The sequence below is a fragment of the Sporosarcina sp. FSL K6-3457 genome (assembly GCF_038007285.1).
Lineage (GTDB): Bacteria > Bacillota > Bacilli > Bacillales_A > Planococcaceae > Sporosarcina.
The window spans coordinates 1,952,520-1,966,653 of the sequence record NZ_JBBOWX010000001.1 but is presented as its reverse complement, the minus strand read 5'-3'; the positions used below and the strand labels follow the sequence as shown (position 1 = coordinate 1,966,653).

The 14,134-nt window shown below is 38.3% G+C and carries 7 protein-coding genes; 1 reads left to right on the top strand and 6 read right to left on the bottom strand.

The window, feature by feature from the left end:
- Positions 1–109: 109 nt before the first annotated feature.
- The 3 genes from N1I80_RS09380 to N1I80_RS09370 form a co-directional block, all read right to left on the bottom strand.
- Complete coding sequence (locus N1I80_RS09380) at positions 110–1,183, bottom strand: Gfo/Idh/MocA family protein (RefSeq protein WP_340737617.1); 1,074 nt, start codon at positions 1,181–1,183, stop codon at positions 110–112.
- 212 nt (positions 1,184–1,395) lie between these two features.
- Positions 1,396–2,232, bottom strand: a complete 837-nt coding sequence (gene larE, locus N1I80_RS09375; RefSeq protein ID WP_340737616.1) for an ATP-dependent sacrificial sulfur transferase LarE — start codon at positions 2,230–2,232, stop codon at positions 1,396–1,398.
- A gap of 144 nt (positions 2,233–2,376) precedes the next feature.
- Positions 2,377–3,870: a tagaturonate epimerase family protein gene (locus tag N1I80_RS09370; protein ID WP_340737615.1), complete on the bottom strand. Its 1,494-nt coding sequence runs from the start codon at positions 3,868–3,870 to the stop codon at positions 2,377–2,379.
- 303 nt (positions 3,871–4,173) lie between these two features.
- Between N1I80_RS09370 and N1I80_RS09365 the strand changes: the two genes are divergently transcribed.
- Positions 4,174–5,499 carry a multi antimicrobial extrusion protein MatE gene (locus N1I80_RS09365; protein ID WP_340737614.1) on the top strand — a complete coding sequence of 442 codons (1,326 nt, stop codon included), beginning with the start codon at positions 4,174–4,176 and terminating at the stop codon, positions 5,497–5,499.
- A gap of 805 nt (positions 5,500–6,304) precedes the next feature.
- On the opposite strand, the gene N1I80_RS09360 is transcribed toward N1I80_RS09365, so the two are convergent.
- From N1I80_RS09360 to N1I80_RS09350, 3 genes are all read right to left on the bottom strand, one after another.
- The gene (locus N1I80_RS09360; protein ID WP_340737613.1) at positions 6,305–6,961 is read right to left on the bottom strand and encodes a rhamnogalacturonan acetylesterase; all 657 of its coding nucleotides are present in this window, start codon (positions 6,959–6,961) and stop codon (positions 6,305–6,307) included.
- 162 nt (positions 6,962–7,123) lie between these two features.
- The gene (locus tag N1I80_RS09355) at positions 7,124–12,388 is read right to left on the bottom strand and encodes a bacterial Ig-like domain-containing protein (protein ID WP_340737612.1); all 5,265 of its coding nucleotides are present in this window, start codon (positions 12,386–12,388) and stop codon (positions 7,124–7,126) included.
- 444 nt (positions 12,389–12,832) lie between these two features.
- A complete protein-coding gene (locus tag N1I80_RS09350; RefSeq protein WP_340737611.1) occupies positions 12,833–14,116 on the bottom strand; it encodes a Gfo/Idh/MocA family protein in 1,284 nt (427 codons plus the stop codon).
- Between the last annotated feature and the right edge of the window lie 18 nt (positions 14,117–14,134).

Sequence of the window (14,134 nt, the reverse complement as noted above, 5' to 3'; positions counted from 1 at the left end):
AATTTTTAATCTAAAATCTCCAATTTTAACCGTGAATAAGTGCATTCTTTCTCAAAAAAACTGGTCACAGCTCAATACGATTGAGGAGTGACCAGTTTTTTCAGGGTTTTTACTTAGATACAACTATTGCTTGTTCTTGTGCTAGTAAGCATAGTTCGGCTGCTTTAAATGCATGAACCTGCGACATGGCTTTTTCTGTACGATGAATACAATCTAAAATTAGTTCTCCAAAGAAAGGAAATCCAACTTCACCTGCTAACTTATAGTGTTTTTCGCCCTCTTTATTCACCAAGAATAGATGATCTCCCGTTTCTTCTCTTGCCACATCGACGTATTTACGGATTTCAATCGTTCCTTCTGTTCCCGTAATGAAAGTACGTCCATCTCCCCACGTACTTAAACCATCTGGTGTAAACCAGTCGACTTTGAAATATTGTGTTGCACCATTGTCACCCACTAATGTTGCATCACCGTAATCTTCTAACTCCGGATAATCAGGGTTATCATAGTTTGCTACTTTACTATGCAAAATTTCAGCGTCCTTACAATCTGCGTAATATAAGAACTGTTCAATTTGGTGGCTCCCAATATCGCATAGAATTCCACCATATTGTTCTTTCGTAAAGAACCAATCTGGTCGACTTGGGGCATTTAGGCGATGTGGACCAAAACCAGTTACTTGAAGCACGCGCCCAATTGCACCTTCTTTAATTAAATCTCCGGCGAATACAGCACCTTCAACATGGAGGCGTTCACTGAAATAGACCATATATTTTTGTCCAGTTCGTTTAACAACCTGCTTCGTTTCTTCCAATTGCGCCATCGTTGTAAATGGTGTTTTATCTGTGAAGTAGTCCTTCCCAGCTTCCATTACTCGATTTCCAAGTGCACTTCTCTCAGATGGAATTGCTGCTGCTGCTACTAATTTAATCGTTTCATCAGTCAAAATTTGTTCGAGCGTTTCTGCTACCTGGACGTCGGGATATTTCTCGACGAAGTCCGCCACTTTTTTCTCATCTGGATCATAGACATACTTCAATGCGGCACCCGCCTCCACTAAACCATTGCACATCCCATAAATATGGCCGTGATCAAGCGCGGCAACAGCAATCGCAAATTCTCCCTCTTTTACAACTGGATTTGGCTTACCCTTTGGTGCATACGTCATTCCATCCTTACTCATGATTCATCTACTCCCTTATTTTTGATTGAAATCGAATATTTCGTCAACTAATTAATTTGTTCGTCCGACAAATTAATTATTTATCTATAGTTAGATTATATGTAAACGCTCTACTTTTCAAGTTTTTTTTATTCGATGACCAGTTACTGACTCGACACACAAATATACCCCACTACAATTAAGTAGCAGGGCATATTTTCTATTTCCAAAAATTATTGCGCTAATTTTGATTCTAGCACTTCTTCAGATAACTCTTCGTTCATGCTTCCCGTGCGGTATCCACGTAAATCTAGTGAAACGTATGCAAAGCCAAGTGATGTAAGTTTCAGTTGGATTTGATCGCGATGCTTCACTAATTCAGTGATTTCTTCCGGTGTTACTTCAATACGAGCGACATTACCATGATGACGGACACGTACTTGAGCAAATCCAAGTTTCGCTAAAAAAATCTCTGCTTGATCAACTTGTTCAATTTTCTGCTTATCAAGCTTGATGCCATAAGGAATTCTTGATGCTAGGCTGCATGATGCAGGTTTATCCCAAACAGGGAGCCCTAGCTGACTTGCAAGTTCTCGAACTTCATGCTTAAATAGTCCAACTTCTTGAAGTACACTACGTGCTCCTGCCTCTGTTCGCGCCCTCATTCCAGGGCGAAAATCGTCTAAATCATCCATAATCATGCCATCAAGCACATGCGGATAACCTAATTCCTCGGCTAAATCATTGAGATGAGAATAGAGCATTTTCTTACTATAATACCAGCTATCAGGCGTGTTCGCTGCAATATTTGCATTTTCTAGTTCTTTAATTTCTGTTTTGTATACTTGAACACCCATATCTTCAGCTAATTTAACTGCATCCTCAAATTCCTGTTTGCGGAACAATTCTGATGCAACAACAACAGCTAGAACCTGATCTCCAAGCTCTTCCTGCGCACGTTTCAGTACTAAGGTACTATCAACACCGCCGGAAAAAGCGACGATAACGCGTCCCATCTCTGTAAGTGTTTCGCCTAGACGGCGATTCTTATCATTCATTACTTCACTCATGCTCTTTCGCCTCACTTTTCTTCATTTTTATAAGATTCTACCGTAACCTTACTTTTCAAAATGCAAATTGTCAATCAAAAGTGGTTTTCATTTCAACTAGCTACTCCACACTATGGAGTAGCTAGTACAATTTTATTCTCTATCTCACAGACCTAGTAATTCAATATGTTTTCCGATATGGCTAACAAGTGCCTTACGATAATCTGTTTCATGTACATCAAGTGTTTTGAAGAACTCATCTCTAAATACGTGCTGACCTGTTTCATCTTTCGCAGTCAAAATCAAACCGTATGTGACATGGAATAATTGTCTTGCTGCATCATCTTCCATATACTCAGCAAGCTGTTCATCTGCTACATTGTCTAGTTCCTTAATACTCACTAAGTCTGGTGTAACATGATAATACTTCAATGCTTCTTCAAAGTTTTCTAAAGCAAATACATGCATGTTACGATACAAACTTGGATTTGTTTTCGCAATGACGCGAACTGCTTCTAACCAGTTTGTTCCAGCCGTTTTCACGTGGAAAACACCTTTTGTATATTTCGCAATAATCGGGAAAACTTTAAACTTATCACTGCCGGAGTGGATACTTAACTTATACCCGAAATGCTCCGCAATTAACGCGTGTTCACGTAATTCAACTTCAAATTGCACTACATCCCCGATATAGTCAATTCCTTTTTGGAATTCTCCACAGAATCTTGGAGCAAGACTGACGACCGTCACACCTCTTTCGATCAGTTCATTCGCAACGAAGAAATGAGAAATCGGTGCTGTAACTGTTTCTGTTTCATCAATCGAAATTTCAAAGTCAATCGCACGGTCTTCTTTGCTGATATATTCATTATAAACATGCGTTGTGTACGTAATAGCCTCATCATACAGTAAGATATTTCTCATTAATGACGTTTCATCGAATGATAGAGATAAACCATTCACCTCAAAAATTTTGTTTAAATACTTCTCGAAGTACACTTGCTTAACTTCCTCAGGAACTTTAGCAAATTCCTTGACAATCACTTCATCGGACGCTTCTTCAATTGTTTTGTCAATCTGATCTGAACAATCCAATGTAATCATGGATACACCCAGTGATAATGCATATTTAATGTCAGATTCTAGCTTAATGTGATCGCCGTCTGCACCGTATCCACCTGTATAACCTTCTTGGAAAACAGCATATGCAGCTGCATCAAGCATATCGTTCATCGAGCGATTAGTAAGTGTCAATTCACGAATACTTTGTTGAGCAAGGACTGGTTTAATCTTTTTCCCCTTGATTGTTTCAATATGTCCAGGTGATGCTAATCCCAAACGATCTCCTAAGCCGATTGTTGCAATTTTTGTACCAAATGCTTGTGGAGCTGTATAAGGGAAATAGCGATTCAATACTAGACGGTTTTCGTGTGTTAATGGGCATGCTTTCCCTTTTCCTTCAACGCTTGTTCCAGCTAGCTCATCATAGATTGAACTAGCTCCTGTTGCTAAAATAAATTTTTCAGCATTCACCTTTACCATTAATAAATGTACATTGTCATGAACTGTATAAGACTCTTGATAGACAGTAACTTGTTCCGTTTGAGGTGCTACTTTCCCTTGTTCTAGTAACTCAATAATTGGCAATAATATCTTCATCATAATCAATCCTTTGTTTTTTATTTGGACTTTTTTACTAGACTACTGATTCCATCTTTATAATTTACAATACACACCTTCACGAAGAGAGCGTTTTCATTACTATTATCAGAAATATGATACCGCCAACAACCAAATAACAACGTTGTTATTTACATAATATATGATTTATAGGAAAAGAGCAAGTGATTCCTGTGCTTTATTCGATAGATTCTAAACTATTAATCTTTCTAGTTGAAATAACAATCAAAGTTCTTTACACTTCTAATTAACAACGTTGTTAATAGAGATGGGGTTTGTATCTTGCATTCATCAGGTCGGTTATCTTATAGACAGCTTAGTGCTTTTTTTATTCCACTAGGTATCTCGGCAAGTTTAACCTCAATTACACATGTGATTATTAACGGTACATTAAGTAGAGGAGAGCATGCTGCTTTTATTATCGCTTGTTATGCCATAGCGATGTCATTATTCAGCATCCTCGAAAGACCTATGATTGTCTTTCGACAAACGTCCTCGGCATTGGTTACCGATAAAAGCACATTCAAATTAGTAGGTAGATTTTTTATCTATGTCTTGGTAGTTACAATGATAATCAGTACAGTAATTGCATTTAGCCCATTAGGACACTGGTTTTATATTAATATTTTCGGTGCAACTGCCAACATGGTCGAAGCGATTTCACTAGCGTTTAAAGTTGTTATTTTGGTTATTATTTTTTCAGGAATTCGTGGATTGTATCAGGGTATTATCATTACACAGTTAGCAACTAATTGGTTAACAATTGGTGTCGTTGCTCGACTGATTGCGATGTTTATAACTGCCTATTTAATGGTGAATTTCAACTTTATTACAAGTGTCAGTGGAGCGATTATTTTTCTGGTCGGTATGCTGATTGAATGTCTTGTTAGTGTTTACAAAGGGGACTCGCTGTTAAGAAACGGTTTACATCCGGTCGATTCTCCTCCTTTAGTAAAAACAGATGTATCAAGGTTTTATTTCCCTTTGATGTACTATTTTCTCTTGCAAACGATTCTTACTCCAGTTATTTATATTTTATTGGCGAAGTCGACTAATATCGAGATGAGTATCGCTTCCTTCGCCTTAGCTTTTAGTATTACAAATTTGATTTTAGGATTTTTCATGTATACCCATCAATTAGTGTTACAATTTTATGCTGATGACAAAAAAAAGGTCGTTAAATTTGTGATTTTTGCTAGTATCATTCCAACGCTATTATTATGCCTGTTATGCTACACTCCTCTTGGAATGGCATTTATGCAGCGTGTTATGGGTGCTGATGAACCCTTATCTTTAGCAACAATTACGGTATTGAAATTTTTCATTATTAAAACACTTGTTTTTCCTTGGGTTGACTTTCTAAATGGATTTTTAATGCTCAGACGACAAACTAACAAAATGCTTTTTGCCCAACTTGCAAATTTGATTGTTGTAGTTGTAACTATGTTATTGTTAATCCAACTATCACCTCAGTTAAACGGAGTGAACGGTGCGATTGCTGCATCATTAGGTGAGTTAGCTGGATTAGTTATTGTCAGTATCATCATTTACAGAACGACTGACCGTTATAAAAATAAAAACTTATTTAATAAGGGTTCACTTCGATAAATAGAATATATTTTAACACGCCTGTTGATTTACCAAAAAGCAACTTAATTAAACACTAGGCACTCTGTGTATAGTAGCTTTGGTTCGCTGTGGATTGAACGACTTCTATACTATTACCGGCTGTTTTTTTATGTATAGGGATGCGACTTCGCCGCATCCCTATACATTTTTCCGGTAATCGTATTTTGGTCGTTCATCCGTCGCTCTCCAAAGATATAAGTACATAAAGCGCTAATGCTTTTAGGGAAGAAAGAATAGCTGGCTTTTTACTTGGATAAAAGCCGCCAAAGATACAATTTTGGCAGCTGAAGCTTTTACCATGGTCCTACTCACTGTTATTTTAGGTAGTGTCACATTCTTATAAAATTTGCTAAAAGTAAAGTGCGAGTACCTTATACAACGTGCAAGAGTGCCCGAAATTGCATCTTCGGGCACTTACACCCTATAGAAAGTCATCTATTCTTTTCTTTCCAAGCAACTGCATTTTTCACTTGAACGTTGTAGGTATGCGACAGGCAAGTATTCATAACAAGATGACCAAGGAGGAATGAACCCCAATTCCTCCCTAAAGGCTGGCTAGAAATGACGAAGTCGTTTCTAGCCGCCCTTGCTCCTCGGGGGAGGAATGAACTGCAATTCCTCCTTGGTAAAATTATGTCTTAAATAGTTCGCCGAAAGCGAACCGGAAATGATCTAGTGAAAAGGTGGTTTTCAAGCCTTTACTTACCCATGATTTATGCAATTAAATGTTAATCAACAGACGTGATATTTTAAGGGTATCCAACTGAATGGATACCCTTTTTCATTACTTAATATAGCTCGATAAACTGCAATTCAACTCTTTGATTTCCTGGCTAACTAGTCTTGCCATTTCTTGTGCTCCTTTTTCAGTCGAATGTGTACAATCTGTTCCATTCACAGTTATCATATAGAGCTCCTTGGCGCGATCATAACCAATCGAAGACAGATATTCAATACTTTTTTTCATCAAATCAATGATAAATACATCATTGGCTTCCGCAACCTCTTTCATCGCATTACAGTAATCCCCAAAGTCCGTTAAAAATTCCCCACTGACATGATGAAGCCTTCCAACAGGAGTTACTAACACCGGGATAGCCTTTTTGGCTCGAGCCTCGTCAATATATTGCTGCAAGTAATGTTTATAATCATCATATGCTTCCGTATAACGTTCTGGGCGATCCTTTGTTGAATCATTATGTCCAAATTGAATAAATAAATAGTCATTCTCTTCGATTGCATCTATTATCGGATCAAACAATCCTTCCGTAATGAATGATTTAGAGCTTTTTCCCCCTACTGCATGATTTTTAACCGCTACTTCAGGTGTTAAATAATCCGCTATAAACTGCCCCCAGCCGGCTTGCGGGTATTCTGTTGAATCATAATTCCGGACTGTTGAATCTGCCGCCAAATAGATACTGATTTTTTCTCCCTGCATGAATATCACCCTTTTCTAAAAATACGTTACTTTTAATTTCATTCCGACTGTTTCATAGATCAGCTGAATTTACACTTACGTAGCAGTAGTCTTAGTACTATCAAATAGAGCCTTCTAAAAGCTAATAGAAGGCTATTATTTGAATACTCGAGCAGCCTATTCTTAATTATTCAGTACGTCGATGAAGTTAACAATTATCTTTGCTGCTTGTGCGCGAGTTATTGGATTATTCGGCATGAATTTACCTTCAAACCCAGATGCAATTTCAAAATCAAAAAGCATTGAAATCGCATTGACTGTTTCTATATCGTATTTTCCAAAATCGGAAAACGGTGCTTCTTTTGATGCAGAGTAGATATTTCCTGTTTTGTATTCATATGCACGTTGAATCATCAATGCAATTTGTGCACGAGTGACTTTAGCAGAAGGATTAAAGTTATTATTGCTCCCTTTGACAATACCATATTTATAAGCAGCTGCAATTTCTGCTTGCGTTTCGTCGGCATATTCGAAGATATCATTAAATGGTGTCCCTTCGTCAGTATGCAATCCTAAAGCACGAACAATCAAAGATGTAGCCTGAGCACGCGTTAGATAATTATTTGGTTTAAATTCACCATCCGGATACCCTTTAAAGATACCCAGTGCAGTAGCTCGTTGGATATAACTCTCTGCCCAATGACCTGCTACATCTATAAATAGTACCGGTGTTATCGGTGTAGTAACAACTGGTTCAACCGGTTCAACTGGTGTTGGATCAGTTGGTACTGGTTTTATTGAAGTTGTTGACCCAGTTGATGGTGTTGGATTAGTTGGCACTGGAGCTGATGGACCAGTTGGTGGTGTTGGCGTATTGTCAACCGGTTCTTCCTTATCAATACCATCCTCAAATGCACTCCAGAGATTATTCCATTGCTCCCTATTTACCGAAAGAATTTTTCCTTTATCATCGAAATTGAACATTTCCGTTATGCTTGCAAAAATAGCATCTGTATATTCTGCTGAAATTTCTTGGCCTGATTTATTAATTGATTTACTTCCATTAAACATAAAGTTATGATCCGATTCCAACGCTGAAGGATAACTATCTTTCGATGCACCTTCTGTTTTGATTGAGATAAACCCATCGATTGTGAAATCCGTTGTGATTCCATTGTAAGTTGTAAAGCCCAAGTTCGTGCCATTATCTACACTAATATTATTTTGAGCAATAACACCTGGGTTGCTGTTACTAGTAAAACCGTACGTACCATTATCAAATGCTAGACTATTTTTAATAACGTGAGGTACGTGGACCCCTTCCCCACCAAGTTTGAAGCCGTTTTTGTCACCACTACCTTCATGGCCATTTGACAATGTTCCGTTGTTAAACGCAATACTATTTTCGATTAGCACTGCACCAATCGCGCCTGTTCCAACTTTTGTATACAAATCCCATCCATCATCGATATTGTTGTAAGCTACCGTTCCCCTGAAGATATTCCCTTCACCGGATGTTAATTTTGCCGCAAAACCATCGGCATTATTTTCTGATGGGTCGCTATTATCAAACGAGATGCTGTTTAATATAAGGTTATGAGACGGCCATTTCGTCTTATCTTCCTCATAAACATCTGTACGGCTAATTTGAAGTCCTGTATCTCCATTTTCAAATGTTCTTATATTTTCAATCGTGTTATGGCTTCCACCTACTGTATAACCTTTTGTATTTCCAGCGGAACGTGCAAAGTCAATCCCTTCAACATGCCAGTAATTCCCACTATGCACGGCTCCTTCTGATTTTTTATCAAAATCAATGAGCGGTCGTTCTGTTGCATTAGAATCGGCGATTAAATACTTCATCGCATTTTTTGTTCCATCGTTAGATTTTCCAATCACCAATGGCGATGAACGGATGTAATGGCCTTCAAGTACTATAATTTTTTGGCCTTCCCTAACAAATTCAATTGCTGTATCCAAATCAAGTGGCGATGCTTTCGTACCATCCCCTACACTCGTCCCTTCAGGCGACACATAAATATCGCCATCATCTACATATGTTTTCATCGTAACAGTAAAGTTTTGTACGAATCGATTGTAATCTGTTAAAAACTGTGTATCATCCGGTAAAAAAGAAACAGTAAAGTTCGTATCTGTATTATCCGCAAGGACTGCAGGTATGTTAACGACTTCTCCTGCTTCAATAGTCATATTGTCTGCGATAATCACTTGCTCTTTTTTAACCGTAACCGTTCCACTGACATTCGATTTTAACACCAATTGGTAATCAGTTTTAGATACTTTATCTAATGATTGAATCTCCAATTTAGGTGCAACTGCTTCAGCTGGGGGTGAAACTTTTGGTGTATCTGTAGCTGCAGCTGTAATCGTTAAATCGATATTTTGAACTTTAATTGTAGCTAGACGAGCTGTGTAAAAACCGACATACATTTTTCCATCTTGTATTTTTAAAATTTCAGGTTCGTAAATGGTTTCTTCTTGGCCATCATTTATTTTACCTGTAAAACCACTATTTGTTTTCGCAAGCGTCAAACGGTAATTATCTGCAGTATTATGGGCATCAGGTCTTATTGAATCTAACATGATTTTCTGAATGCCTTGGCTACCTTCCCCGTCAGGAGCGACCACGCCAGTTCTTGCAAATAATTGTGTCCCTATCGGTTCACGGGTTCCTCCACTAAACCCGCCAATCGCTGCCATGTTTGAAGCAAAGACACTTGAATCATCTGCTGCTCCATTCACATCTCTCGCCATAATTCCGAAAGATTCCTGGCCATCATACGGTGTTTTTGCAAATGCTTCGATTTTAATGTCTGCGGATAAAACAAAGTTATCCTCTTCTGCATCAATTTCCGTATAGTAGAATGTAATGCCGTCATGGTCACCCGTAACTTTTCCGCCGCCTTCAAGTGCAACAAGTTTAATAACGCCATCTTCTAACACTTCAATATAATTACTAGATGTGGAGGATGATTGACCAAATCGAATTTGTTTCCATTCAGGTACTATTTGTTCTCTTACAGTAACTTTGAAATCAATCGTCGCCAAATTTGAATCGGCTGGGATTAATTGAATGGTGTAAGTTCCAACTGTCTGATTGTCAAAACCGGTCGTATTAATCGTATAATCTGCTTCCCCTAAGACATCACGGTCCGCATTATCATAGACTTTTGAAACGACTAATCCACTACTATCAAAGTCATCACCGATATAATAGGTCGTTTTAGGATAGTTCGTAACTTCGATTCCTTCAACTTCTTTAACTTTTACAGTAACCTCAAAGGCTACTTCTTTCCCTTTGTGCATAATTGAAACTGTTTTACTTCCAGCAGAAGTCGAATCAAATCCACCCACAACATAATCAGCGGGGACTAATCGAACTTCTTTACCATCACTATACTTTGCGTAGACGGATAAACCAGCTAAATCCAATTCATCACCAATGAAGTAAATCAGTTTTTCCGGTAAATCCTTAATTTCCACAGTGTTTAGATTTGCGTCTTTCACATCGACATGTAAAACAATCGATTGCTCTGGTGTTTCTAATGAGCTAATTGTGATTGGTATACTACCAGCTTCCTCAAATATATAGCCATCTACAGGGAAATCAGTTCCACTTAGAGAGAAACTAAATTGATCATCCGACAACACGGCTGTTTTGTAGCCATCATTATATGTTGCTACAACTACCAAGCCTTGTGGATCAAATGAATCACCTTTGTAATACTCCAGCTTCGCTGGGTAATATTTAATCGCAAGATCTGTAACAGCTAATGTTTGGATTTCTAAGTTAACTGTTGTAGACACTCCATTGTAATTAATCGTAATTGTGTTTGTACCGGCTTCACTATTATCGAATCCTGTGACGATGTAATCGTTGGCCGAAATCATTTCCGAGCTTCCATCTGTAAACTCCGCTGTAACAACAAGCCCTGTCACATCTAAAGCTTCCCCAACTAAGTACTCTATTTTCATATTCGTTGAATCAACAAACAAATTTTCTACTACTCTTGTATCTATTTTGATTTCCGTATCGCTAAAAGTAACTTCAGCATCTCTTGCTACATAAATACCGGCAAAAACGTTGTCAGCTAATAAGTCTGTCAAAATTATTGGCTCGCTATCTTCCCCATTAACAGATACAACATACGTATCACCCGATTTTTTTATCATTAAATCATATTCATTCCCAGGCGTCGGGATATTACTATCGAATGGTTGAAGTTTTGTTTGTGTTTCCTGTTTATAAAATCCTTTTACGGATTGATCTAAACCACCTACTGCAACATAATTCGATTGATGTCCGCTCGAATTCCTATGCTCACCAATTTCGTCACGAACCATTAACCCAAAAGATACTTGGTTATTCGCGCCAAATTTATGAATAGTAGCTTTTGCATGCATTTCAAAATTCGCTTGTGACGGTAATTCTTTATGATAAAAAGAAATACCATCGACAGAACTAGAGATTTTTCCACCTGCTGCCGCTAACGTAACTGAACCATCTTCATGCACAGTCGGATCTGGGTTTCTGTCATCATTCGTATTATCACCGAATACACTAAACCCCCAATCCCCTAGTTCAACTTCATCCTCAATCGTTAAATTTACATTGGTATAGTTAACTTTTGCATTTCGTGCTGTGAATAAACCTGCATAATTGATATCTCCTGTGAACCCATCTATGACACTCACTTCATCACCAATTTTAACTGACACTAAGTTCCCGCTCTTCTTCACACTTAACTCATATACTTCACCATTCGTTGGAGGCGTTATCGTATTTTCAAAATCGATTTTTGATAGCACTCCGTCCAATCTGGTAAATGTTTTCATTGTTTGATCGAGTGCACCTACCGCAACATAGTCACCTGCACCATATTCAGTTCCATGTAAATAAGCATGTACATCATCACGTAGCATAACTCCAAATGAGACTTGGTTATTGGCATCAAAATGTTCTACTGTTACGGTTGCTTTCAATTCAAAATTCGCAGCTGTAGGTACTTGCTTAAAGTAATACGCAATGCCATCAGAGCTCGAGGAAATTTTACCACGATTCCCTGAGCTTCTTACTAAAACCTTATTGCGCTCTTCTTCATCTTCCGTTATTTCAAAGTTATCTGTCGTTATTTTGTCTTGTCCACCGACATCACCAAAAACAGTACCAGACCAGTCACTATAAATCGTTGCAATCTCCTTATTAGCTTCTGCAACTTCCATAATTTCTGTAATTCCGGAATCGTCATTAATTATCTCAGATTGATCACTATCATTAGTCAGTAGATTTCCTTCTAAATCACTCGAAATATCAGTCATCTCATCAAAAGGATTATCCAATTCCGCTGCCACTTTAGCAACGTTTAAATTAGGGGTTAACAAAATAAATACCATAAATAACATAAATAATCGTCTATGTTTCTTCATTTAGAGCCTCCTAAGGATTTTACTTTCCCAATATTGAAAATATTATTAGCGAAAAGAAATGAGAATCTTAAAACATGATTCTCATTAATGGCAATGCTTTTACTGCTTAAAATTGAAGCTTAAAATCCCTCCCTTTAGGTAGATCAATTGCGCCTCGGCGTAATTGCGTTGGGATTTTGAATTGTGCACAGCACAATTCACTCCCCTCAAAATCCCTAACATCCGCCGGCCGACAAAAACGCCACGTCCTGTGTCATTGTCGGCACTAGTACGTCCTGTACGTCGGAGGCTTAACAGGGAGGAATTGAACTTCATTCCTCCTTAATCAGCAGGGAGTTTGAACTCCCTCTGATTGAAATGCTTTTCTGGCATGCATCCCACCACTAAGGAGAAATGGAACTAAATTTCTCCCCTATAGAAGTGGGGGACTTCTGCTGAATCAAGTTAAAATTTAACCAAGTCCTCAACTTTAACAGCTTGACCTGTTTTCAGTGAGATGTTCCCAGCGATTCCGGTTAAAATGGATGTTGCGCCGTCAATATGTGAGGCCGCTCGGTTGAACTCATCTTCGGAAGGTACTCCGAAAAGATCTTGTAATAGAATTGGATCGCCGCCACCGTGACCACCTTCTCCTTCTACAACTTCAACTTCATAAGGTTCACCGAACATCGGTAATACTTTCACCGACTTCTCTTTCAGCTTCCCTTCATCCTCTTTTGAACCACCAGAATTTATATAGGATTGTTCACGGACTTGTACTTCGATTCTTCCCTTACTACCATTAAAGGACACGATAAATCCTTCCCACGGTAAATAAGCATTGAGTGAATACGTTAAAACTGCTTTGTTTTTATACGTAACCATCACACCTAGAGTGTCTTCAATATCAATGCCATCACCAAACACACTCTGATCACGCTGATAACCATCATCTTTTTCCGCATCTAAGTAAAGCGACTTCAAATGGGGATTATCCTCCAATTGAATAGCGAAAGGATCATTTTTGGCATTTTCACTGCCGTGTGCACGCTGATAGAACTTTGTTTCTCCACGTTTTTCGGCATTTTCTTTGCCATAAAAACGTAAGCCACCCGTAGCATAAACTGTTTCAGGCGTTGAATTTAACCAAAAATTCACCAAATCAAAATGATGTGTGGATTTATGAACGAGCAGGCCGCCGCTATTCGCTTTATTGCGATGCCATCTACGGAAGTAATCTGCACCGTGCTGCGTATCTAGTGCCCATTCAAAATTAATGGAATAAACATCTCCTATGACACCATCACGAATAAGTTCTCTAATTTTTGTATTATGCGGCGCATAGCGATAGTTAAATGTGACACGTACTTCTTGCCCCGTTCGCTTAATCGCATCAATGATTTCCTGTGTCTTCTCAGCATCTATTGTCATTGGCTTTTCAGTAATAACATCACAACCTAACTCCAATGCCCTAACAATATATGTATGATGCGTGCGATCCACTGTTGTCACAATGACGATATCTGGTTTCTCTTGCGCAATCATCATTTCAAATTCACTTGCCAAATAGGTCGAAATTTGAGGATGATCATACTTTTCTTCTAATAAGCGGTTTGAATAATCCATTCTTGTTTGATTGACATCACAAAAAGCAACTAACTGACAAGTATCTTTAAAATCTCTAACCATTGCACCGTAAAAAAACTCCGCTCTTCCACCTGTACCAATTAATACATATTTCTTACTCATTTCCCCAGCTCCCATACT